Source organism: Streptomyces sp. NPDC002676 (genome assembly GCF_053592455.1).
The window spans coordinates 78,155-100,907 of sequence record NZ_JBSFVT010000002.1 but is presented as its reverse complement, the minus strand read 5'-3'; the positions used below and the strand labels follow the sequence as shown (position 1 = coordinate 100,907).

General features: G+C 69.7%; 22 protein-coding genes and 1 pseudogene. 11 read left to right on the top strand and 12 right to left on the bottom strand.

Annotation, left to right across the window (positions count from 1 at the left end):
• Window positions 1-37: 37 nt before the first annotated feature.
• The 8 genes from ACWD3E_RS07530 (at window position 38) to ACWD3E_RS07495 (ending at window position 5,154) form a co-directional block, all read left to right on the top strand.
• Entirely contained in the window at window positions 38-304 is a 267-nt protein-coding gene (locus ACWD3E_RS07530; protein ID WP_451386608.1) for a gas vesicle protein GvpG, read from the top strand.
• Between the two features lie 3 nt (window positions 305-307).
• Window positions 308-832 carry an ABC transporter substrate-binding protein gene (locus ACWD3E_RS07525; RefSeq protein WP_451386607.1) on the top strand — a complete coding sequence of 175 codons (525 nt, stop codon included), beginning with the start codon at window positions 308-310 and terminating at the stop codon, window positions 830-832.
• A 16-nt stretch (window positions 833-848) separates the two neighbouring features.
• Window positions 849-1,934 carry an SRPBCC family protein gene (locus ACWD3E_RS07520; protein WP_451386606.1) on the top strand — a complete coding sequence of 362 codons (1,086 nt, stop codon included), beginning with the start codon at window positions 849-851 and terminating at the stop codon, window positions 1,932-1,934.
• Window positions 1,935-2,002: 68 nt separating this feature from the next.
• On the top strand, window positions 2,003-2,461 hold the full coding sequence (locus ACWD3E_RS07515; protein WP_451386605.1) for a gas vesicle protein: 459 nt from the start codon (window positions 2,003-2,005) through the stop codon (window positions 2,459-2,461).
• 5 nt (window positions 2,462-2,466) lie between these two features.
• Window positions 2,467-3,288, top strand: coding sequence for a GvpL/GvpF family gas vesicle protein (locus ACWD3E_RS07510; RefSeq protein WP_451386604.1), 822 nt, complete (start codon window positions 2,467-2,469; stop codon window positions 3,286-3,288).
• A complete protein-coding gene (locus ACWD3E_RS07505) occupies window positions 3,285-3,524 on the top strand; it encodes a gas vesicle protein (protein ID WP_451386603.1) in 240 nt (79 codons plus the stop codon). The genes ACWD3E_RS07510 and ACWD3E_RS07505 overlap by 4 nt, the downstream gene beginning before the upstream one ends.
• Window positions 3,521-3,925, top strand: a complete 405-nt coding sequence (locus ACWD3E_RS07500; RefSeq protein WP_451386602.1) for a gas vesicle protein K — start codon at window positions 3,521-3,523, stop codon at window positions 3,923-3,925. The genes ACWD3E_RS07505 and ACWD3E_RS07500 overlap by 4 nt, the downstream gene beginning before the upstream one ends.
• A 137-nt stretch (window positions 3,926-4,062) precedes the next feature.
• Window positions 4,063-5,154 carry a glutamate--cysteine ligase 2 gene (locus ACWD3E_RS07495; RefSeq protein WP_451386601.1) on the top strand — a complete coding sequence of 364 codons (1,092 nt, stop codon included), beginning with the start codon at window positions 4,063-4,065 and terminating at the stop codon, window positions 5,152-5,154.
• A 91-nt stretch (window positions 5,155-5,245) separates the two neighbouring features.
• Here the strand turns inward: ACWD3E_RS07495 and ACWD3E_RS07490 are convergent, their stop codons facing one another.
• Genes ACWD3E_RS07490 through ACWD3E_RS07480 form a run of 3 tightly spaced genes read right to left on the bottom strand, consistent with a single transcriptional unit; the run spans window position 5,246 to window position 7,676 of the window.
• On the bottom strand, window positions 5,246-6,733 hold the full coding sequence (locus ACWD3E_RS07490) for a carboxylesterase/lipase family protein (RefSeq protein WP_451386600.1): 1,488 nt from the start codon (window positions 6,731-6,733) through the stop codon (window positions 5,246-5,248).
• The gene (locus ACWD3E_RS07485; RefSeq protein ID WP_451386599.1) at window positions 6,720-6,986 is read right to left on the bottom strand and encodes a hypothetical protein; all 267 of its coding nucleotides are present in this window, start codon (window positions 6,984-6,986) and stop codon (window positions 6,720-6,722) included. Before ACWD3E_RS07485 ends, ACWD3E_RS07490 begins: the two co-directional genes overlap by 14 nt.
• A gap of 54 nt (window positions 6,987-7,040) precedes the next feature.
• A complete protein-coding gene (locus tag ACWD3E_RS07480) occupies window positions 7,041-7,676 on the bottom strand; it encodes a DUF2867 domain-containing protein (protein WP_451386598.1) in 636 nt (211 codons plus the stop codon).
• Window positions 7,677-7,905: 229 nt separating this feature from the next.
• Between ACWD3E_RS07480 and ACWD3E_RS07475 the strand changes: the two genes are divergently transcribed.
• Together ACWD3E_RS07475 and ACWD3E_RS07470 are read left to right on the top strand one after the other, a co-directional pair.
• Window positions 7,906-8,541, top strand: a complete 636-nt coding sequence (locus tag ACWD3E_RS07475; RefSeq protein ID WP_451386597.1) for a TetR/AcrR family transcriptional regulator — start codon at window positions 7,906-7,908, stop codon at window positions 8,539-8,541.
• A 964-nt stretch (window positions 8,542-9,505) separates the two neighbouring features.
• A pseudogene (locus ACWD3E_RS07470) lies at window positions 9,506-9,785 on the top strand (4-hydroxy-2-oxovalerate aldolase); the annotation flags it as partial.
• Between the two features lie 72 nt (window positions 9,786-9,857).
• Here the strand turns inward: ACWD3E_RS07470 and ACWD3E_RS07465 are convergent.
• The 6 genes from ACWD3E_RS07465 to ACWD3E_RS07440 all read right to left on the bottom strand — a co-directional run bounded on the left by ACWD3E_RS07465 (window position 9,858) and on the right by ACWD3E_RS07440 (window position 16,719).
• Window positions 9,858-10,562: a hypothetical protein gene (locus tag ACWD3E_RS07465; protein WP_451386596.1), complete on the bottom strand. Its 705-nt coding sequence runs from the start codon at window positions 10,560-10,562 to the stop codon at window positions 9,858-9,860.
• 72 nt (window positions 10,563-10,634) lie between these two features.
• The gene (locus ACWD3E_RS07460) at window positions 10,635-10,982 is read right to left on the bottom strand and encodes a DoxX family protein (RefSeq protein ID WP_451386595.1); all 348 of its coding nucleotides are present in this window, start codon (window positions 10,980-10,982) and stop codon (window positions 10,635-10,637) included.
• The gene (locus ACWD3E_RS07455; RefSeq protein ID WP_451386594.1) at window positions 10,979-13,012 is read right to left on the bottom strand and encodes an acetoacetate--CoA ligase; all 2,034 of its coding nucleotides are present in this window, start codon (window positions 13,010-13,012) and stop codon (window positions 10,979-10,981) included. Before ACWD3E_RS07455 ends, ACWD3E_RS07460 begins: the two co-directional genes overlap by 4 nt.
• A gap of 16 nt (window positions 13,013-13,028) precedes the next feature.
• The gene (mhpA, locus tag ACWD3E_RS07450) at window positions 13,029-14,642 is read right to left on the bottom strand and encodes a bifunctional 3-(3-hydroxy-phenyl)propionate/3-hydroxycinnamic acid hydroxylase MhpA (RefSeq protein ID WP_451386593.1); all 1,614 of its coding nucleotides are present in this window, start codon (window positions 14,640-14,642) and stop codon (window positions 13,029-13,031) included.
• Complete coding sequence (locus ACWD3E_RS07445; RefSeq protein WP_451386592.1) at window positions 14,639-15,577, bottom strand: fumarylacetoacetate hydrolase family protein; 939 nt, start codon at window positions 15,575-15,577, stop codon at window positions 14,639-14,641. The genes mhpA and ACWD3E_RS07445 overlap by 4 nt, the downstream gene beginning before the upstream one ends.
• The gene (locus ACWD3E_RS07440) at window positions 15,574-16,719 is read right to left on the bottom strand and encodes a VOC family protein (RefSeq protein ID WP_451386591.1); all 1,146 of its coding nucleotides are present in this window, start codon (window positions 16,717-16,719) and stop codon (window positions 15,574-15,576) included. Before ACWD3E_RS07440 ends, ACWD3E_RS07445 begins: the two co-directional genes overlap by 4 nt.
• Before the next feature lie 138 nt (window positions 16,720-16,857).
• Here ACWD3E_RS07440 and ACWD3E_RS07435 point away from each other — a divergent pair, with 138 nt between their 5' ends.
• Window positions 16,858-17,496, top strand: coding sequence for a TetR/AcrR family transcriptional regulator (locus tag ACWD3E_RS07435; protein ID WP_451386590.1), 639 nt, complete (start codon window positions 16,858-16,860; stop codon window positions 17,494-17,496).
• On the opposite strand, the gene ACWD3E_RS07430 is transcribed toward ACWD3E_RS07435, so the two are convergent.
• From ACWD3E_RS07430 to ACWD3E_RS07420, 3 genes are all read right to left on the bottom strand, one after another.
• The gene (locus ACWD3E_RS07430) at window positions 17,462-18,112 is read right to left on the bottom strand and encodes a TetR/AcrR family transcriptional regulator (protein WP_451386589.1); all 651 of its coding nucleotides are present in this window, start codon (window positions 18,110-18,112) and stop codon (window positions 17,462-17,464) included. The two genes, ACWD3E_RS07435 and ACWD3E_RS07430, sit on opposite strands and share 35 nt — an antisense overlap.
• 108 nt (window positions 18,113-18,220) lie before the next feature.
• Window positions 18,221-19,267, bottom strand: a complete 1,047-nt coding sequence (locus ACWD3E_RS07425) for a zinc-binding dehydrogenase (protein WP_451386588.1) — start codon at window positions 19,265-19,267, stop codon at window positions 18,221-18,223.
• 160 nt (window positions 19,268-19,427) lie between these two features.
• A complete protein-coding gene (locus ACWD3E_RS07420; RefSeq protein WP_451386587.1) occupies window positions 19,428-22,649 on the bottom strand; it encodes a bifunctional cytochrome P450/NADPH--P450 reductase in 3,222 nt (1,073 codons plus the stop codon).
• Window positions 22,650-22,753: the final 104 nt, after the last annotated feature.

Below are 22,753 nucleotides of genomic sequence, written 5' to 3'. Positions count from 1 at the left end.
CCGGTGCGGACGACAGCACGAGTCACAAGGAGGCGGAATGGCAGGACTGGTCACCGAGATCCTGGCACTTCCGTTCGCTCCCCTACGGGGCATCGGCTGGGTGCTGGACAAGGTCGCTCGTACGGCTGAGGAGGAGTTCTACGACCCTGCTCCCGTACAGGAAGAACTCGTGAGGCTGGAGCGCGCGCGGGCAGAAGGCCGTATCGACGACGAGGAGTTCGCACGGAGCGAGGAGGAACTGCTGCACCACATGGAGGACATCAGGGCCTACCGGCTGCGGCGCGGCGGGCGAAGCGGGCTGTGAGCCGTGGGCATGGAGGAAGACGGAATCATGAACAACGCCAAGATCGGCGCGGCTGTCCTCGGCGGTTATGTGCTGGGCCGGACGAAGAAGGCAAAGCTCGCCCTGAGCCTGGGTGCGATGCTGGCCGGATCACGGATCAAGCCAGGCCAGGTCGCCAAGGTCCTCCAGGAGTCTCCCTTCCTCAGCAACGTCAGTAAGCAAGTGCGCAGCGAGCTGGCGGGCGCCGGCAAGGATGCCGCCACCGCTGTGCTCTCGGCGAAGGCCGACAGCCTGGCCGACGCCCTGCACGAGCGCACCGCGGGACTGCACGAAAGGGCGCACCCGGACGGCGAGCGGGACCAGGACGAAGGGAACGAAGAAGAGAACGAAGAAGAAGAGAACGCACAAGAGGCGCGCCAGGACGAGGAATCTCAAGGAAGCCAGGGGCGCGGGAGGAGTGCGCAGCACCGCGGGTCGGCTCAGAAGGACGAGCCGCGCAGGAAGAGGACGACGGTCGGCCGGAGCCGTTCGAAGAGCGACTCGGCATGATGGAGGAGGCCGGATGATGGCTGAGGGCAAGTCGGGAGGTGCCGGCACCCTGAGCAAGGTCCGCGAGCAGGCACGGCAGGACCCCGGCGCGAACCGGCTGAAGGAAGAGCTGGAAAGCTATGTCGAGGCACGCCTTCAGTTGATGCTCGAAGGCGTGGGCCACCGCCTGGGCGAAGGGGCGCGCAAGCTGGGTGAGGCCCACCTCGGCCCCGGCTTGCTGACCAGTGCCGTCGCCAAGGGCGGCAAGAAGCTCCTCGCAGGCTCACCGTTGGGTGAGGCGTTGACCGCGACGGCCTCCCACACGAAGGACACGCTGCTGGACAAGGCCAAGGATGTCACAGGGAAGCGGCACGAGAAGCACCCCGACGGCATCGGTAAGGGTCTTTGCATCATCGAGGACATCGACGTGGGCGTGCCCGTACGCGAGGCCTACAACCAGTGGACGCAGTTCACGGAGTTCGAGCGGTTCGCCAAGGGGGTCAAGCATGTGGAGCAAGAGGACGACATCACGACCCACTGGGAAGTGCGGATCGCCAGTGCTAGCCGCCGCTGGCGGGGCATCATCACGGAACAGGTGCCCGACGAGCGGATCGCCTGGACCACCGAAGGCGACAAGGCCACGACCAAGGGCGTCGTCACCTTCCACCCGCTCACGAACAACCTCACCAAGGTGCTACTGGTCCTGGAGTACTTCCCCAAGGGCGTGGTCGAGCGAGTCGGTGGCCTGATGCGGGCACAGGGGCGGCGCACCCGGCTCGATCTCAAGCTCTACCGCACCTTTGTCATGATGCGCGGCGAGGCCACCGGCGCCTGGCGCGGGGAGATCCAGGAGGGGGAGGTGGTCCGCAGTGCGGAGGAGGCCGAGGAGGAGGAAGCGAAGGAAGAAACCGGGGGCGAGGAGCCGGAGGTACGTGGCGAGGAGTACGAAGAGGAAGAGGAGCCGGAGGAGGGCGAGGACGAGTATGAGGAGGAAGAGGAGCCCGAGGCCGAGTACGAGGAAGACGAGGAGCCCGACGAGGAGGACGAGGAAGAGCGAGCGGCCGACGACCGCTACGACGAGGGTGAGGAAGAGGCCCCCAAGACGCGTCGGCGCCGCACTTAGATCCGGGAAACGAGGTCGAGTGTGCCGTGACCGAGTTCGAGCCCCCTGCCCCCAGGTCGTCGCGGGCCTTGTACCCGTATGGTCAAGAGAGCGGCGGCTCAAACCTGGCCGACATCCTCGAACGCGTCCTGGACAAGGGCATCGTGATTGTCGGTGACATCAAGATCAACCTGCTCGACATAGAGCTGCTCACCATCAAGCTCCGGCTGTTGGTGGCGTCCGTCGACAAGGCAAGGGAGATCGGCATCGACTGGTGGGAGCGCGATCCCGCCCTGTCGTCCCGCGCCGACGGCCGGCACAGCCTCCAAGAGCAGAACCAGCAGCTGCGCGCTGAGGTGGAGGAGCTGCGCAGTCAGCTCGCCGAGTCCCCGCGGGAGCTGGCCGGAAGCCAGTCCAGCGGCCCACGAGGCTCCCGCGACGCCGAGCGGGTCCGGCGAGAACCGCAGGAGTCGCACGCCGAACCACGCCGTAAGCCCCGCAGGGTTCGGAACGTCGAGGAGGCCCGGGGCAACGAAGACCGGAGCTGAGGCCGGTGGACGAGCAGCTGTGCTACGCGTACGCGGTGTTGGGATCGTCATCCGCCGCACTGGAGCGGACGGTTCTGGCGGACGTTCGGGGGGTGGCGGACGCGCCCGTCACCCTGGTTCATGCCGGCGCGGTGGCCGCCGGGGTCAGCGCGGTGCCTCGGGACCAGTTCTCGGAGGCGGCCCTGAAGGTGAACCTGGAGGACCTGCGGTGGCTGGAGGCGACGGCCCGGGCGCACCACCTGGTCATCGAAACCCTGACCGAGCACACCACGGTCCTGCCGCTGAGGCTGGCCACTGTGTATGTCGACGAGCACCGTGTGCGGGAGATGCTGAGGGAGCATGAGGTGGTTTTCACCGCGCTGCTCGACCGGTTCACCGACCATGTGGAGTGGGGCGTGAAGGTGTACGCCGAGGTGCCTGGACAGCCCCCGCCCGCGCCGTCGGCCGCCGGCGGTCCGGCGGATGAGACGAATCCCGGTCGCGCATACCTGCGCAGCCGACGGCATCAGCGGCAGGCTCGTGAGGACGTGTGGCGGCTCGCCGAGGAGGCCGTGCAGCGGACGGAGTACGAAGCCCGCGGCGTGGCGGTGCAGCACACCCGGCACCGGCCGCAGCAGGGGGGCCTGGCGCAGGTGCCGGGCGAGAACGTGGCCAATGACGCCTATCTGGTGCCCCGCCGTCTGGCGGAGGAGTTCCGCAGCCGGATGCTGCACGCTGCGGACGGTCTGCCGGGAATCCGTGTGGAGGTCACGGGCCCCTGGGCGCCGTATTCCTTCACCGCGCCGCTTGCGCCCGACGAGCAGCAGGAAGGAGCAAGGCAGCGGTGAGCGAGTACGGCGGGTACGACGATCGCCCGGTCGTTCAGCCGCAAGTCGCGCTGATCGATCTGCTGGACCGGCTGCTGAGCGGCGGTGTGGTCCTCACTGGCGATCTTGTACTGTCCATCTCGGACATCGACCTGGTGAGGATCTCGCTGCGTGCCGTGGTCGTCTCCATCCGTGAGCAGCTGGACGACCAGTGGGCGACGATGTATCCGCCGAGGAGCGGGGGGCGGTCACCGTGACAAGTCCGGGTGATGGCCCGCCCGTTGACCGGCAGCGGGAGGTGGCCGAGGCCGCGACCAGGGCGTTCTCGCTGCTGCCCGCTCGGCCTGACGAGGTCTCCGCGCCGAGGTCCAGCGGGGGACAGACCGCCGCACGGCGACTGCGCGCCGATCCGGACACGGTGGAACGGGACTTGGTCAAACTGGTCCTGACCATCGTCGAGTTGCTGCGCCAGCTGATGGAGCGACAGGCCCTGCACCGGGTCGACGAGGGTGGCCTCACCGAGGAGCAGGAAGAACGGCTCGGTCTGACCTTGATGCTGCTCCACGACCGGATGTCCGAACTGTGCGACCACTACGGCCTTACCCTGGCAGACCTCAACATCGACCTGGGACCACTGGGGACGCTGCTCCCCCCGTGAGGGGGCAGCCGGCAGTGCGGGCGCCGATTCCCGCAGGTGTCGCGGCGTCTCTCCCGGGGCCGGTCGGTGGGGTACGGAGGTGTGACGGGCCGTTGGTGCCAGACGACTCCGGGGCACGGACAGAAGGGCAGCATCAGGTGCGCACCGTAGGAGTGGAGGAGGAACTCCTTCTGGTCGACCCCGACAGCGGGGAGCCGAAGGCGCTGTCAGCCGCCCTCCTCGCCCGTGCCGCACTGGGCGATCCCGGCCAGCACGTCTTCGAGAAGGAGCTGTTCGGGCAGATGCTGGAGTTCGCCACGCACCCGCAGTCGAACATGGCGGCCCTCGGCGCCGAGATCGTGCGCTGCCGCAAGGAGGCCGCACGACACGCAGGCGAAATCGGGTGCTCGGTCGCGGCGCTCGCAACTTCCCCAGTGCCGGCCAGCCCGTCGATCAGCGTCAACGAGCGCTACCAGTGGCTGGCCGAGCGCTACGGGATCGCCACCCAGGAGCAGATGGTATGCGGCTGCCACGTACATGTGTCGGTGGAGTCCGACGAGGAGGGCGTGGCCGTGGTCGACCGGTTGCGTCCTTGGCTCCCGGTGCTCTGCGCGCTCAGCGCCAACTCGCCGTTCTGGCAGGGCCAGGACACCGGCTACGCCGCCTATCGCAGCCGCGTGTGGGCACGATGGCCGTCGGCGGGACCGACCGAGCTGTTCGGCTCCGCTGAGCAGTATCACCGGCGGGTGGCGGACATGATTGCCACCGGGGTCATCCTGGACGAGGCGATGGCGTACTTCGACGCGCGCCCGTCCGCGCGTTATCCGACGGTGGAGATCCGCGTGGCGGATGTGTGCCTGCGCGCGAACACCGCCGTCCTCGTCGCCGCACTGGCCCGGGCCCTGGTGGACACGGCGGCCCGCGGCTGGCGGTCGGGCAGGCCACCGCTCGACCACAGTGTCAGCTTGCTGCGGCTGGCCGCCTGGCAGGCCGCCCGGTGGGGCCTGGACCAGGATCTGCTCGACCCCGCGACCATGCGGCCCCGGCCCGCCAGGTACGTGGTGCGCTCGTTGCTGGAGCACGCCGGGGACGCACTGATCGACAGCGGTGACGCGGACCTCGCCGAAGAGACCGTTGCCGAGCTGATGAACCGGGGCAACGGCGCCCGCGAACAGCGGAGGGCCATGGAACGCACGGGCAGCCTGCGGGACCTAGTCGCCGAGTGCGTACGGCACACCCAGGGTGAGTGACCAGGTCAGGGGAGCAGAACGAAGGCGGTGTTGAGCTTCGGGGAGTCGAAGCGAGTGCGTCGGCGAACGTGCCCCGTGACCATCGCATGGCTCATTCCGCGGCGGGGATGCGGATTCCTTCCCAGACCAGCCGGCGTTCCCGCTGCGGGTCCACCTCGATGCGCGACGGATGGTCGATGATGCGAGTGTTCCGTTGCGCCACCGTGTATTGCGGCCAGGAGGCGAGCGGCCGGCCGGTACGGGTGAAGGCCAACCAGTTGTCCTGGATCTCGCCCTGCACGGCGCGAAATCCCTGCCGCCCGCCGACCAGCGTCAACAGCCGTGCCGGCACGCTGTCGACGCCACCGAACACCGGCAGCAGTTCGATCCCGTGAATGGCCCCCAACCCGGCAAGGCGCAACGCGCGCGGTGCGAAGTCGAAGCGGTAGCAGAACGTGGGGGCCCGGCCGCTGTGCCCTTCGAGCACCGCCTGCATCGGCCCCCACAGCACGAAGTCCGTGCTGACCTGGATCGCGGCCGCCCGCTTCGGATAGCCGGGGTAGGCGGCGACCACTCGCTCGTAGTCGGCGCCGCAGCGCTCCAGCGCGGCGCGCAGCACGGGCGCGGTGGTCGGCACAGTCGCGTCGAACTGGGACAGGGTGCATTCATCGCGATTGGTGCCGACGATCAGCGGCACCGCCTGAGCGCTGCTCGCGGTGATGGCGTCCAACGGGTCCAGTGGCAGAAAGCCGCCGTCGACCACCGGTGCGATCGGGTAGCTGCCGGGAAAGGCACGCACCACATCCCGCAGCGCCCGCTCGGCGGCCTGGCAGAGGTCCTTCGCAGCCGCCGTGGTCAATGCCCGCGCCGCGGCGTCCGGGGCGACGCCGAGGCGGCCGAGGAGCCGACGGGTGAACCTCCGGGCTTCCTCGACATCCACAGCCGCCCGGTCCGCGGCCGGGCTCTGCGCGATCGCGCGGTGGAACAGCCCGGCCGCGGTCGGCATCACCATCAGCGTCAGCACCGCGTCCGCGCCCGACGACTCGCCGAAGATGGTGACATTGTCCGGATCGCCACCGAAAGCGGCGATATTGCGACGTACCCACCGCAACGCCGCCACCTGGTCCCGCAAACCGAGATTCGACTCGAAGGGCCGATCGGCGGTGGAGAACTCGGTGAAGTCGAAATAGCCGAGCGCGCCAAGCCGGTAGTTGAGCGTCACCACCACCACATCGCCAAGCGCCGCCAGCGAGTCACCCGGATATCGAGCCGCGGTGTCGAAGACGTAACCACCACCGTGGATGAAGACCAGCACGGGCCGCGACCGCGCCGAAGGATCCGGGGGCGCGGTCACGTTCAGGGTCAGGCAGTCCTCGCCGGTCCGGCGCAAGCCCACCATCGGGTTGCGGCGCTGTACGGCCGCGTACCCGAACCGAGTGGCGTCGCGTACGCCCACCCACGGCTGCACCGGTTGCGGTGCCCGCAACCGCAACTCCCCGACGGGTGGGGCCGCGTAGGGAATCGACCGCCACTGTAATGCGCGCGGAGCCCGGCGACCGCGGACGACGCCGTCCGCGGTCTCGACATCAGTTGCGAGCATCGTGCCTCTCTTCTTCCGGGATACCGAGGGATCCCGCGTTCGTTGATGACGCGTTGACAAGTTCGGCCAATCCGGCCGGCCCCGCGCGCAGGTCATGCTGGAACTCATCGGCGAAGTCGGCCGTGACCTCCGCGGGGAACCGGCCGCGGCTGCGGCCGGCGAACACCCGCAGGTGGACGAGTCGTTCGTGTTCAACGTGCCCCTCGCGGGAAGTGGCAAGAGAAGTTGCCTGGGCGAGCTGTGCTTTGGGCATGGCGGATATGGAGTCGCGCGAGTTCACACGGTTGTCGTTCGGCCGTGGTCCGGGTTAATCCGGAACGGCGGTTTCTCCGCGCGCGGCGTCTGCGGCGTGCCGATTCGGGCGGCCGTAGTCGAGCCAGGCGCGTTCCCATCGGCGGGTCAGCGCCGGGTAGACGATGAGGTATCGGAACGGAAGGATGCCGGCCATGTAGAGCCGTCCGAACATTCCGTTGGGTTTGACCAGCGCCGCCATGCGCAGTTCGTATCCGTCGTCGTCGGTCTGCACCCAGCCCAGGTGCATGATGGTGTGGACGGTTTTGTTGCCCAGTTCGCGGGCCGCTTCATTGTCGAGCTGGTACACCTCGGAGAACGGATCGGTGCAGGGGACGGCGTCGTTCACGGACTGGGCGAGGTCGAGTGGGAGGCGGTCGCACAGCGAGGTGACCCGCCCACCCAGGCCCGCCCGGGGGGTGTCCCAGCCGAGCAGGGCACCGAGCTTCCAGCGCACCGCGAACAGGAACCGGACCGCGGCGGGATCCTTTCGGGTGTCGTAAGCCGTCTTCAGCGCTTTGACCATCACAGGGAAGTCGTCGGGCCCGGCATCGGCCGCGCGGAAGGACCACACGTCCTCGATCCGGAAGTCGTGGGTGAACTCGTGGATCCGCCACGGCTGTGCGGTGTGGTCGGCTTTCGGGATTCGCATCGGTCATTCCTTCCGAGCCGGTGTGCCCTGTCGGTTGGGCCGGGACCCGGCGATGACGTCGCAGGAGCTCCGCGCATCGATGGTCGCGGCGGAGTCCGGCGCCGTCGGCGTAGCCACGCCATCAACATCAACGCGGACGGCGCGCCAGGTTGCGACTGCACCTGAGGGCACGTAACAGCTAGTTATGGAACTGTTGGTTTCGATACTACTGGTTCCGTATAATGCCCCCATGTCTGCTCGAAAGCAAGCTCGCAACCAGGGGGGCCGCCCCCGAGACAGCCGCGTCGACGACGCCATCGCCTCCGCCGTTCGAGAACTGCTGACCGAGGTGGGATACACGCAGCTCACGATGGCCGAGGTGGCCACGCGAGCCGGCGTGGGCAAGGCGGCGATCTACCGGCGCCACGCCACCAAACAAGAGATGATCTTCGACGTTCTTCTGCCGGATCGGTTCCTGGCCGTGGCACCCGACTGCGGATCGCTCCGCGCCGACCTGGCCGCCGTGCTCGCCGAAATCGCGGACAGCATGGCCTCTCCGCCGCAGGGGACGGTCCCCGGGCTGCTGGCCGATATCCACGCTGACCCCGCACTACGTGACCGGTTCGACGAGAAATACCTGGGAGTCCAGCGCCAGACCCTCACGGAGATCCTGGACCGTGCTGCCGCACGCGGCGAGCTCACCGCCCGCCCCGACCCAGCCACCCTCAACGCCCTACTCGTCGGCCCCGTCTTCGCCTGGCTGTTCCTGCTGTCCGAATCCCCGGACCAACTCCCTGCCCTGTCCTCCGCACTGCTCGACGCGGCACTCGCCCTCACCAGCGCCGGACCTCCCGGCGCCGCAGACGCCTCGGCTGTGAGATCGTGACTCGTCCAGGTCCTCGAACATGAGCGATAGGGGCGACCGAAGCCCCTGATCTTTGCGGGAGCCTCGCTCACCCACGAGTGAACACGCACCGGCCGACAACGGCGCTCAGCCGGGCCGACTCAACCGCTCACGGGCCATCTGAAGAACCCCGTCTCAGCACCACAGCTCGGCGCCGTCCGCGTCGGCGGTCTCGGGTTCCTCGTGCTGTTGGTCATGCTCGTCGGTCCAGGTGCCGAACGGTCCGGGCAGGCCGGGCACCTCAGCGCGGAACTGGAGGACCCCGCCGTTGAGGCGGTGTGGGCCCAGGCTCGCCGGGCGCCGCCGTCGAGCTGGGCCGGGATGCGACTGGCGCGGAGATCCCGGAGGGCTTCCAGGTGAGCCATGCCGAGCCTCGGGGACGCCGCCACACACGATGCTGCAACCCGGACCACCTGGAGGCCGTCACGAAGGAGGAGGCTCTTCGACGCCGGGATTGGGAGAAGGCGCGCGCCCGGAGAACCCACTGTCGACACGGTCACGAGTACACGCCGGAGAATACCTACCTGGACCTGGGTACCACACGGCACATGTCGTAGAAACCGTCTTCGGGCGTCCACGTCAGTCCAGGGCGGGCGCGTAACAGCAGGTCAGGCATCGCGGTCCGGGGGAGTCGACGTAGTTGGTGACCGACGTGTGAGAGCGCCGGTGAGAGCTGCGTTCGCCGGCAAGCTCCTACAGGCGCGGCCGGCGGGGGCTTCCGGGCGGGTGTGCTGCAGCTCCGGCGTCGGCTCCGCTGCCCTCGGGTTCTCCTCCCTGCGCCCTCGCGTCGAGTGCTCGGCAAATCCGGCCGGGGCCCTTGGCGACCCACAGTCATAGCCTTCGCCCCTGCAAAGTCGAACGCTCCGGGAGGCGTCTGAGGCGATGCCTGCCCCCGCAGAGGGGCGCACGGGCTTCTCGTCCGCAGGCTGTTCATGGTCGCGGAAGCTGCGACCTGTTCCGCCTGATGGACGCTGCCGACCGACATCGTCCGTCCCCTGCAGGCCCGCGAGGTACGGGTGGACCGCGAGACGCTCGCCCTCGGGTACGCGGGCGTGTACTCCGGTTTCCTCCGGCACGCCGTTGCCGCGGCGCGCCGTCACGGCCTGGACACCCGGGCGATCTTTATCGAAGCCGGCCGGCGCAGGATGGTCGGCGGCCAGGCGGGCATGATCACGGACATTGCGCTCGACCTCGCGGCGGCCGGTTGCGTCGACTGTCACGAGTGATCGGCGCGGTGGCTGTGGCGACCCGGCGGGGCCGGTGCCACCGCTGTCCACGTCAGAGGACGGACGGCGATATCAGCGGCTCGTGTCGGCGTCACCTTCGTCATTCGGAGGGTCTCCCTGTCTCCTGCCGCCCGGAGGGGAGCCGTCCCCGTGCTCTTCCAGCAGCTCGAGGAGCGCGGCATCCGCTCTTTTCTGGTCTTCCTTCGTCAGCTCGACCGGTGCGTTGTTGTAAACGGTGTAGCGATCTGGATCGATGATGTTGGCGGCCCTCAAGCTGAACGTCAGCAGGGGCCGCCACCCCTTGCGGTGGCCGACCCGCACCTGTATCTGGGCCTTGTAGTCACGGGCCTCCGGGAGGAATCCGGAAAACGGTGCCTCGAACTCGAGGAAGAGCTGTTGCGCTTCTCTGCCGGGCACGACGAATCCGGCCGGCAGCTTCGCCTCCTCGTCCGGCTCCGGTTGGAGCCGGGACGGCGAGGACACCCACAGGAGGGGCAGATGAGAGGCGGGCTCATCAGGGAAGGTCAGGATGAGGTCCTGCACGACGATCGGCTTGGGACCGGTGTTGTGCAGGACGAGAGGCAGTCGTAGGCGTGCCGTGGAACCGTGGACGATCGCCGCGAAGGAATGAGGTTCCCACGCCTGCAGGCGTCCCTGTCGGGCGTTGAGCCACCAGAACGACGCGACGGTGAAGAGCAGTGCGCAGACTGATACCACACTGGCGCCGGTAAGCGATGAGGACGCGATCTGATCCGCCGCGACCATCAGCGGAACCACAGAGTCAGTCTGCCAGCCCCGCCGTGGGCTCGCTAACAGGACGAGTGGCCGCCGACAGCCCCCCGGAACGGCTCAGAGGCCGGCGAGGAGTACGAGATACCAGGCGACCAGGGCCGCGCATGTCACCGCGGGGAGGAGCTTGGTCAGCCCGTCGCCCTTGCGTACGTGCGTGGTCACGGCACCGGCGAGCAGCATCAGTAGTCCCATGCCGGCCAGGCCGCCGCACAGCGGTACGACCGGGCCGAGGGCCACGCCGATGGCGCCCGCCAGCTCCAGCCCGCCGATGACCCGGTAGGCCGCAGTGGTGAAGCCGGCGTGGGCGGCCAGCTCGGGCATCGGACCCAGGGCCAGAATCTTGGCCGCGCCCAGCAGGGCGAAGATCAACGCGATGAGACAGGTCAGCGAGGCGGAGAGGATCACGAGACGTCCTCGGGGGTGTGCGGACGACGGGCCTGGCGGCGTTCGGCTCCCAGGCCGGTGAAGTAGGCGATCAGGTCGGGGTTGTCGACCGCGGAGGGGTTGAGGACCTGCTCGGTGCGGGCGCCCTGAAGGAGGCGCTTGACCGGGACCTCGAGCTTCTTGCCGGTCTTCGTGTGCGGGATGGCCGGCACGGCGAGGATCTCGTCGGGGACATGGCGGGGTGAGGCGCCGGTGCGGATCGCGTCGCGGATCTTCTCGCGCAGGGACTCGTCCAGACCGACTCCGTCGGCGAGGACCACGAAGAGTGGCATCCAGTAGCCGCCGTCGGGTTCCTCCGCACCGATGACGAGGGCCTCGGTGATCTCGGGGAGACGTTCGACGATGTCGTGGATGTCGGCGCTGCCCAGGCGTACGCCGTTGCGGTTGAGCGTGGCGTCGGAGCGTCCGTGCACGATCACCGAGCCGTGGGAGGTGAGGGTGATCCAGTCACCGTGCCGCCACACGCCCGGATAGGCGGTGAAGTAGGCGTCGCGGTAGCGGCTGCCGTCAGGGTCGTTCCAGAAGTACAACGGCATCGACGGCATGGGGCGGGTGACGACCAGTTCGCCGACCTGGTCGACGACCGGCCGTCCCGCGCCGTCGTACGCCGCGAGCGCCACGCCGAGGTTGGGGGCCGACAGTTCACCCGCCCAGACCGGGGTGGTGGTGGCGCTGCCGGCGAAGGCGGAGACGACGTCGGTGCCGCCGCTGGTGGAGGCCAGCTGGATGCCTGCGCCGACGTGGTCGCGGACCCAGGGGTAGGCGGAGGCGGGCAGGGTAGAGCCGGTGCTGCCGATGGCGCGGATCGCCGACAGGTCGTGCACGGCGGGTTCGATGCCCAGTTTGGCCATGGCCAGCAGGTACTGAGGGCTGGTTCCGAAGACGGTGACCCTGTGGCGGGCCGCCAGCTCCCACAGGACGTCCGGGCGCGCCACCGGCGCCGGGCTGCCGTCGTAAGTGCAGGTGGTGGCGCCGGTCAGCAGGGTTGAGACGACCAGGTTCCACATCATCCAGTGGGTGGTGGTGTACCACAGCAGGCGGTCGCCGATGCCCAGGTCGCAGTGCAGGCCGAGGGTCTTGAGGTGCTCCAGCAGGACGCCTCCGTGGCCGTGCACGATGCCCTTGGGCAGGCCGGTGGTGCCGGAGGAGAAGACGATCCACAGCGGGTGGTCGAACGGCACCGGAGTGATCCCGAGGTACTCGGTGCGGCCGGCCGTGTCCTCCCAGGGAACCGTCAGTCCCGCGGCCCGGGTCTCGGACCACGCAAGGCCCAGGTGATCCACGAGAACCGTGGCCTTGAGCGTGGGAAGGGCGGCGGCCAGCTCGAGGGAGGCGGCGCGGCGGTCGTGCGTGGTGCCGTTGAAGAGGTAGCCGTCCGCCGTGATGAGCACCGTGGGTTCGAGCTGGGCGTAGCGGTCGGCGGCGGCCTTGGGCGCGTAGTCCTGGCCGCACACCGACCACACCGCGCCTAGGCTGGCCGTGGCGAGGAAGGCGATGACGGCGTGGGGGGTGTTGGGCAGGTAGCCGACCACCCGGTCGCCCTGTCCCACGCCCAGGTCGCGCAGGGTGGCTGCGACGGAGGCGACCTGGGCGCGGAGCTGCCGGCCCGTGATCTCGTAGGCGGCTCCGGTCTCGTCCAGTGCGGTGATCGCGGGTGCGTCCGGGTGCAGGTTGCGCAGTGCGTGGTGGGCGTAGTTGAGGGTGGCGCCGGGGAACCAGCGGGCGTCGGGCATGGTCTCCGCGGCCAGCACCCGCTCGTACGGTGTGGTCGCCTCGATGTCGAAGTACTCCCACACCGCCGCCCAGAACGCCTCCAGGTCGGTGACGGACCAGTGGTGCAGGGCCTGGTAGTCGGTGGGGTCCTGGATGCTGTCGGTGCCCTGGTGGCGGGCGGCCCAGCGGGCGAAGTCCGCAATGCGGCTGCCAGCGGCCGCTTGGGGGTCGGGCGGAAGGAAGGGCTCCGGACAAGGCGTGGAGTGCTGGGTGGTCATGGTGTGGTGTTCCTCGTCAGGGTGCGGGCGGGGCTTCGGCGGGGCGGCGGGCCGTGTGCAGCAGGGGAGCCCAGGCGGCGGCGTCGGTGAAGTCGCCGGTGCCGGTGGGGACGGTGTCCAGTACGACGCGGTCGGGGCGCAGCAGGGCGGCGTCGGCCCGGCCGTGTGCCAGCCAGGCGGCCAGGGTGCCGTCGTCGTCCAGGTCGTCGACATGGATCACGGATGCGCCCAGGGCCGTGGCCACGCCCGTCATGCGCGGGGTGGGCGGCACAGCGGTCAGTACGGCGAAGGAGTCCCCGAGGATGTCGTCGAGGTGCTCTCGCGTGCCGCCGTACAGCACCCAGGGTTGTGGGCAGAAGGTGCCGGCCAGTGAACGGCCGGTCAGCCGGGGGCGGCGCCGTACGAGCGGGCCGGCGGTCAGCGCGGGGCTGAGGTCGCGGCTCACCGCCGCGGTCACGCCGGGGATGCGGCATGCCGCGCCCACCACGGCCCGTCGGAGGGCCGCACCGCGGTCCTGTCCCCCGGTCATGGCCCAGCCGACGGCGACCGCTACACGGATCACGTGGCGGGCGTGCGGCTTGCGCTCCTGCTGGTAGGTGTCCAGCAGTCGGTCGTCCGCGCCCTGCTGAAGGACGCGGGCGAGTTTCCAGGTGAGGTTGCGGGCGTCGCGCAGGCCCGCGCACAGGCCCTGCCCGATGAAGGGCGGGGTGAGGTGGGCGGCGTCGCCCAGCAGGAAGACGCGTCCCCGGCGCCACCGGTCGGCGAGACGGGCCCGGAAGGTGTACTGCGCCTGCCGGATCACCTCGAAGTCGTCGCCCCCGTGGGCAGCGGACGGCAGGTCGACCCAGGGGGCGACCAGTTCGTGCAGCTGCTCCAGCCCTTCCGGGTTGTCCAAGGACTCGCCCTCGGCCAGCCGGAACTCCCAGCGGTAGCGGTCTTCGCCGACTCGCATGAAGGTGGCCGGCCGGGTGGGGCAGCAGATCTGCTCGGCGCCTTCCCAGGTGCGCACCGGGAGGCTGGTGCGCACGTCGATGACCCGCCAGCTCTCCTCGAAGTGCAGGTCCTCCCATACGGCGCCGACGGCGTCGCGGGTGAGGCTGCCGGCGCCGTCGCAGCCGAGGACGGCATCGGCCCACACATGCTCGTCCTCGTCGCTGCCGTCGCGGCGGAAGGCCACCCGCACCGGACCCGTGGCAGCGGGCGATCCGTCGCTGGCCTGGGTGACGGACATGACCTCCACCCCGCCCCACAGCTCGCACTCGGGGCGGCGGGCTAGGGCGTCGCGCAGAAGCCGTTCCAGCTCTGGCTGGTCGAACATGCTGGTCTGCGGGAAGCCGTGGTGTCCGTGCAGGGACCGCGGGAACTCGGCGATCACGCGGCGCCGGGCGTCCAGCAGCCGCAACCCGGGCGCCGGACGGGCGAGGGCGGCGAACTCCTCGTGGACACCGACGCTCTGCAGGATGCGGCGGACCTCGTCGTCCACGACGACGGCACGCGGCAGCGGGTAGACGTCCCGGTGACGTTCGAGGAGCAGGCTGCGCACCCCGTACCGGGCGAGCAGGAGCGCGGCCGTGACGCCCACGGGTCCGGCACCGATGATGACCACCGGCCTCCTGGCTGCGGCGCTCACCTCGCGTCCGCCACAGCGGTCCGCTGCTCGCCCAGGTCGATGCGCCCGTCGGGGGTGGCGATCGTGGCGGTGACGAGGTCACCGTTCTGTAGGTAGAGGGGGTTCTTGGCCTGGCCCTTGAAGAACGCCTTCCACTTCAGAGCGGGCGGCAGAAGGGCGGCGATCTTCTCGACCGGCTTGGGCGGGGCCTTCAGGGCGGTGCCGCCGGGCGTTCCGGTGAGCAGCAGGTCGCCCGGGTCGAGGGCCTGGAAACGGGCGAGCAAGGTGAGCGCCTGCGCCGGCCGCACGATCATGTCGGCGAGGGTGCGGTCCTGGCGCGGTACGCCGTTGACATTCAGCCGCAGCCGCAGGTTCGGCAGGTGGGCGAAGTCCTCGGGCTCCAGCAGGGCCAGGTACGGACCCGTCGGCGTGAAGGTCGGGTAGGACTTGCTCTCGTAGAACTGGGTCTTGGTCAGCTGGACGTCGCGGGCGCTGACGTCGTTGGTCAGGACGAGTCCGGCGACATACGAAGGCAGGTCCCGCTCGTCCACAACGGTGCCCACCGGCAGCGGCGCACCCATGACGAGGCCAAGTTCCACTTCGTAGTCGAGGAAGTTCACGTGCGCGGGGCGGACGATCGGCTCGTGCGGACCGCTGACCGAGCCGGACGCCTTGCGGAAGAAGGTGGGCGGTATGTCGCCCGTGAAGCCCGAGTCCTTGGCGTGGCTGCGGTAGTTGACCATCTGGGCGACCACCCGGCAGGGGGTGGTGACCGGGGGCAGGGCCACCAGGTCGGCGACGGGTGTGCCGCTGTCGTCGGAGGCGCCGGCGTCGCGGACCGCGTCCCGGTCGGCGATCAGCTCGGCGGTGGTGACCGCCTTGGTCTCGATGCGGACGGCGCGCTCGCCCCGGACGGCCCACCAGCCGTCGGGGGTGCGCAGAACGTTGGTGCTCATGAGCTCATCGCTTTCATCAGGCCCAGCAGGCGTGCGGGGTCGAGTTCGTTGTCGCCGCGCAGGGCCGTCATGACCTCGCGCAGCTTGGCCGGGGACGGGTTCGCGCCCAGGAAGTCGCGGGTGACCGGCGGCCCCCACTGCGCGAGACCGCTCGCCGACATAGGCGCCCACCCGGGTTCGAGGTCGCAGGAGAACAGGTCGCCGTCGGAGAAGTGCTCCAGCATGAAGCGGTCGGGGTCGCGCCAGTAGTCGAAGAGCTGGCTGCCTTGGATGTGCCGGCCGATACCCCAACTGCGCTTGTATCCGCGCTCGGCGAGGTACTCGCCGCCGGCCGCGATCGCGTCCAGGTCGGTCACCTGGTAGGCGGAGTGGACGTATCCGGTACCCGGCCCCAGGTGCAGGGCCAGTGTGTGGTGGTCGACCGCCAAGCTGCCCTGGTCACAGCGGATGAACGCCATGGTCGGCCCCCGCCCGCGCTGCCCATCCAGGAACAGGAAGTCGGACACGATCATCCCGAGGGTGTCCAGGTACCAGTCCAGGGTGCGAATGAACGACCTTGTCTCCAGCACCACATGGCCCAGGCGCTGGATGCGGGACGGCTCGCGGGGCGGGCGCTGGGTGGTATTCGTACGGCGGGGTGCGGTGCCGGTGTTGAGGATCAGCGGCGGCTGTTCGGGCAGCGCGGGCAGTGGCTCGGCGCAGTGCACCACCCGGACCGGGACTCCCGAGGGATCGAACAGGGCGACCGACCGACCGCCGCCGGGGACGTCGATGTCCCGGACGGTGTGTCCGACGGCGGCGGCGAGCCGGTCCACATCGGCCCGCTCGGCCGCGCGGAACGCCGGCCCGAGGAAGCGGGAGGCACGGCCGCGCCGGATGACCATGCAGGGAGAGCCCGCGAACGTGCCGCGCAGCCACAGCTCGTGATCGGTGCGGGCGGCGATCGCGAATCCGAAGTCACGGGCGAACACCTCGGCCCGGTCCAGGTCCGGCTTCTCGAACTCAAGCCAGGCCAGATCCGCCACTTTGATCACCGGATTCCGGGCTCGTCCGGGGTGTTCACCGCGTAGGGCGCCCTGCTCACTGTGGAGGTCTTGGTGGGGCGTCAGAGGACCGCCCTTGTTAACGGGGATGTGGGACATGGTGTCCTCCAAGCAACACTGCCGTAATGAGGAAATCATCAACTCTGCCGTTTCTCATCGTCAATAGGTGCAGCTCAAATAATTGAGGATCTCATCAGTAATGGCAGCTTCATCGTTGCGGCGGTTACACTGGGCCGTATGCCGACGTCAGCCCTGCCCAAGAACCGCTTCGAGCGACGCCGTGCCGAGACCCGCCAGGCGCTCGTCCGCGCGGCCCGGCAGATCCTCGCGGAAACCGGGGACACGAGCGCGAGCATCCAGGCCATCGCCGAGCGCGCCGACGTCGGCTTCGGGTCCTTCTACAACCACTTCGAGTCGAAGACGGAGCTGTTCGACGCGGCGGTGACGGACGCCCTGGAGGAGTTCGGGCAGGTCATCGACGCGCGCGTGGAAGGCATCGACGACCCGGCCGAGCTGGTCGCGGCCGGCTTCCGGCTCACCGCCCGGATGGCCGACTCCCACCCGGAACTCATGCGGATCCTGCGCGACCGCGGCCTGTCCCACATCCACTCCGACCGCGGCCTCGCCCCACGCGCCCTGCGCGACCTGGAGATCGGCATCGCCTCAGGCCGCTTCACCTGCGGCAACGCGACCACCGCCCTGTCCGCCCTGGGCGGCACCCTGCTCTCGCTGGTGGCTCTCCGGCTGGACCGCCCGGACCTCGACGGCGACGAGGCCGCCTCCGACCTGGCCGAGATGGTCCTGCGCATGCTCGGCCTCGCTGCGGACGACGCCCACGAGGTCACCCGGCGCCCGCTGCCCGGTCTCGCCCGATGACCTCCTGCACCTGAAGCGCGGCCCTTTGTGGTGCTACGCCGGCGGCGACGAGGAACGCGGTTGCCGCGGCCTCACCAGTGGGGTCCGCCCACGGGCATGCGGCGTTCTCCTCGGCGAGGGCCAGCATGAGTGCCTCCAGCGCTCGGGCGAGGACGGGTGCCGGAAGGTGGTCCGCGAAGACGCCTTCGCGCTGACCGCGCCGTAGGGTTGCGACGGCCTCAGCCCGGGCCGGTGCCAGGGTGGTGCGGATCTCGTCCTCTTCCAGATGGCGCCGTCCCAAGGTGATGAGCATGCGGTAGTGGTCGCCCACCGTCCATGCCGCCAGCACCATCCGTGTCATCGCCTCGATCGGGTCGGCATCCGCGGTGCGAGCTCTGGCGAATGCCTGCCGGAGTTCACGGCCTGCTTCCTGTGCCAGGTCGGCGATCAGCGCATGCCGGCTGGGGAAGTGCCCGTAGAGGGTGCGCCGGGCGACGCCGGCTGCCTGAGAGATGCTGTCGAGGCTCGCGTCCGGGTCCTCCCGCAGTTTCCGCCGGGCGGTCGCGAGGATGCGTCGGCGGTTGGAGTGAGCATCCCTGCGCTGCACAGTACGGCCCGGGGTGTCGGTCGTCTGCATGGTTCTTTCTCTCCACGATTGCCGGAAAGCTGTGGGCGCCGGTGCTCCCTCACGCACCGGCGCCCACTCACCCCTGCCCAGGGTGGCTTGTCGTCCTGCTGACGGGCGTCAGGGGACGAGGATGAGGCGGATCGGGTCGCCGATCTTGTTCTCCAGTCGGTGGACGGCGTCGGCGGCCTCGACGAGCGGGATGTGGTCGGTGATGGAGGGGGCCAGGTCGAGGCGGCCGGCCGCCGTCAGCTGCACCAGCTCGGAGACGGACTCGGGGAAGCCGCCGTAGTGGCCCCGCACCTGCTTCTGCAGGTAGTTGAAGGTCAGGCCCTCGGTGATGGTCAGTGGCCGGGGGGTGATGCCCACCAGGATCAGGGAGCCGCCCAGGCCGAGCACGGAGGCGGCCTGGTCGCGGACGGCGGGGACGCCGGCGCAGTCGAAGGCGAAGTCGAGGCCGCGTCCGCCGGTGGCTGCGCGGACCTGGTCGGCGAAGCCGGGGGCTGCCGGGTCGAGCGCGAGGTCCGCGCCGAAGGCCAGGGCGCGCTCGCGGGCGCTGGGCAGCGGGTCGACGGCGATGATCGGTGCGGCGCCGACCAGCCGGGCGAGGCGCACGTTGTGCGCGCCGACTCCGCCCACGCCCCAGACGCCGACGGACTGGGCGGGACGGACGCCCGCGGTGGCGACGACGGCGGCGTAGGGGGTGGAGACCGCGTCGGGGATGATCGCGGCCTGGTCGAAGGGGAGGCTGTCGGGGATGGGGATGAGGGTGTCCTCGCGGGCGATCACGTACTCGGCCCAGCCGCCGTCGTAGTCGATGCCGGCGGTGAGCATCTGGGTGCAGGGGCGGTGGCGCACGCATCCGGCGCACTTGCCGCAGGTCTTGCCGGCCTCCAGGGTGACGCGGGTGCCGACGGCCAGGCCGCGCTTGAGGTCGGGGCCGAGCGTGTGGATCACACCGGAGACCTCGTGGCCGACGGTGACCGTGTCGGAGGTGGCGAACAGCGGGACGAGGGAGCCGTCGAGCAGGTGGACGTCGGAGAGGCAGACGCCGGCGGCCTTGACCTCGATGAGGACCTCGCCCGGGCCCGGCACGGGGATCGGGACCTCTTCCACGGCGAACTTCTTGCTGTCCAGGTGGAAGCGTCCGGCGAGCATGGTGTCCATGGTGATCTGCTTTCTGTGAGCGGCACGGCCCGGTGGTTCGGGCCATGGGTGCCATGGGGTGTCTGAATGGCTGGTGGGGCCGGGAGGCGTGCGGGGGAGGCAGGACGTCCGCACGCCTCCCGGCGGCTCGGGGTCAGCGCGCCTTGACGGCGTGCGACGGTCAGGCGAAGACGTCCTGCTGGTAGCGCTCGTCCGCTTCGAGCTGGGTGAGCCACTGCTGGGCGGTCTCGTCGTCGCTGCCGGTCTTCTGGCGGTGGATGGCGGCGAGGGCCTCACGGACGGCGGGTGCCATACGGCGGCCGTCACCGCAGACGTGGATGTACGCGCCGTCCTCGATGGCCTGCCACACCGTGTCGGCGGCATGGGCGATGGCGTCCTGCACGAACCGGGCCGGGTGGCCGGTCACCGCCGAGAAGGCGGTGTGGATCTGCGCGATCCCGGCCTGCTCCCAGTCCTGCATCTCCTGCTTGTAGAAGTAGTCGTGCTCCGGGTGGCGGCAGCCGACGAACACCTGCGACACGCCCACCTGGGTGCCGTTCGCGTGCTGTGTCGCCCGCTCCTCCAGGAAGCCGCGCAGCGGCGCGATGCCGGTGCCGGGGCCGATCAGGATCAGCGGCGTGGCGGGGTCGGCGGGCGGGGCGAACGTCGGGGAGGGCACGCGGACGTACCCGTAGACGACGTCACCGGGCTCGAGGCCCGCGATGTACGAGGAGCAGGTACCGCGGTACTGGCCGTCGCCGGACAGGGCCGGGCCCTCCAGCAGGCCGACGGTCAGGCGCACATGGCGCGGGTTGGCCGACGGGGCAGAGGAGATGGAGTAGAAGCGCGGGCGGATCGGGCCCATCATCTCCAGGAACACCGCCAGCGGCAGCTCGACCGCCTCGAAGCGCTCCAGCAGGCCCAGCACCGAGATGCGCTTGCCGAGGATCTCCTTCTGGTAGCGCTCCTCGGCCTCCTCCGTTTCGGCGGTGTACGCCTGGAGCTGAGGCCGGGTCCACGGGCACTCGGTGTACTCGGCCAGCGTCTGGATCTGGGACCGGGTGGCCACGTCCTGCAGCTCCAGGAACTCGGTGAGCAGGATGCCGGCGGTGACCGGGGTGCCGACCGGCAGGTGGGTGCGGCCACCGGCCGGCTGGTCGAGCCGGAGCACCTGGTCGTACTCGACGCCGAGCCGCCTCAGCGCGCGCTCCACCAGGGCGAGTTCGTTCTTGGCGAAGACGGCCAGGTGGTTGCCGGTGTCGTAGGTGACGTCCTCGGGCAGCTCGAAGGTGATGGACTTCGCCGACGGACGCGGCGGCTCGATGCTGAAGTCCCACAGGCCGGTCGCGTCGGCCACGAGCTCCTCGTTGGCCACCACCGTGAGCGGGTACGCCTGCTCGGAGACGATGGCGGGGCGCACGTCGGACTCGGTGAGCAGCTGGACCTGATAGCGGGGGCCGCTCGCCTGGGAGGTGTCGGCGGCGTACTCCTCGGCCAGAGTGGCCCACAGGTTGTCCATCCATCGTGTGGCCATGCGGTCGAAGTCACCGGCGGCGTCCGCGATGCCGCGCTCGACGATGGGGGTGGCGCCGGCGGCCAGCAGACCTTCCTCGATCCGCTTGGGGAATGCCTGATAGGTGGCCACCCACTGGGTGTTGCCGGCGCCCAGCAGCGCGTACCGCACATTCGCCAGCGAGCCCTCGGGCAGCCCGGCGGCGAGCAGATCGTCGAAGCCCTGGGCGTTGTCGGGAGCCTTGCCGTTGTAGCTGGCGGCGACGACGACGAGCAGGCCCTCGGAGGGCAGGTTGTCACCCAGCTCGTCCAGGCTGATGAGGGTGGTGCCGAAGCCGGAGCGCTCGCCGCGGTCGGCGATGGTGCGCGCCAGGTCCTCGCACGAGCCGAGGCTGGAGCCGTAGGCGACGGTCAGGTTCACACCGACACCGCTGACCGCTGCCTGCGCCTGCGTGTCGCCGGTCTGCACGTCCGCGGCGCCGAAGACGGTGCGCTCGTGCTCCTGACGACGGCGGACGATCAGCTCGAAGTTGCCGGGCTTGCGCGTCAACGCCTCCCGCACGTCCATCTTGTAGTCGCTGGTGTCCGAGAGCTTGAACTTCTGCAGCACCAGCGCCAGGGCCAGGCGGGCCTCGGTGAGCGCGAACTGCCGGCCGATGCAGGCACGCACACCGTTGCCGAACGGCTTGTAGGCGTGCGGGTGCTGCTGGGCCCGGTTCTCCGGCAGCCACCGGTCGATGTCGAACTCCTCCGGACGCTCCCATGCCTTGGGATGGGTGTGCAGCGGGCCTTCGAGAATCATGACCTGCGTGCCCTTCTTGAGCTGGTAGTGGCCGCCGATCACGGTGTCCTCCAGCGGGGCCTTGCCGAACGCCGGGATCGGAGCCCACAGGCGCAGCGTCTCCTCCAGGATCCGCGGGATGACGTCCAGCTGCATGATCGTGTCGTAGTCCGGGACCGTGTCACCTGGCAGCAGGCGGTCCACCTCGGCGTACGCCTGGGCCAGGACGTGCGGGTTGCGCATCAGCGAGTACGTGGCGAACGACAGCAGACCACTGGTGGTCTCGTGACCGGCGATCAGGAACGTCAACACCTGGTCGCGGACGTTGTCGTCGGCCAGCAACTTGCCGGTCTCCGGGTCGGTGGCCTCCAGCATCAGACCCAGCAGGTCCTCCTCACCGGTGCCCTTCCCCTCGCGGCGCTCCTTGATCACGCTCTCGACCAAGTCCTGCATCAGCCGGATGTTGTCGCGGTACTTCCGGTCGTCCGCCTTGCGCAGCTTGGTCATCATCGGCAGCTCCTGCGAGCGCCGCAGCGACTCCACCAGCGCGCCCAGCAGCGCGTTGAGGAAGGGGTGCAGCTCCTCCTTGTCGAAGGACTTGAACCGGTAGCCGAACCCCGACAGGGCGATGGTGTCCAGCGTCAGGCGGGTGTAGTCGTCGGTGATGTTGACCGGCTGACCCTCCCGGCGTTCCCACTTGCCCGCCAGGTCCTGGGCGATCTCCAGCATCTGCCCGTAGTAACCCCTCATGGCTCGCTGGCTGAACGCCGGCAGCAGGACACGGTGTGCCATGCCCCATTCCTCTTCGTGCTGGTGGGCGGTGAACAGGCCCGCCCCCGCGAAGTCCCGGACGTGGTGCAGCGGCGTCTTGTCGATCTGCTTGAAGAACCGCGTCTCGTCGCAGACCTCGGCCACCAGGTCCGGGTCGTAGACGAAGACCTGCTCGATGCCAGCGATGTCCATGCTGTAGATGCCCTCGGGGAACTGCTTGGACAGCTCACCGAAGTACTCCACCGGATTGGTGTCGGGGATCTGCGGCGTGTTGCCGAGGAGAGAGATCCCACGCGGGGACCGGATGGGGCGAAGGTCGTTCGCGGAGTGCGTGGTCATGGCTTGCTCCTCTGCGTGGAGGGGGATGGGCAAGGGCGCGCGCTCAGGTCGATGCCGTGGCGCCGTACGGAAACATACGTCGTATGGAATTGGTACCGTACGGC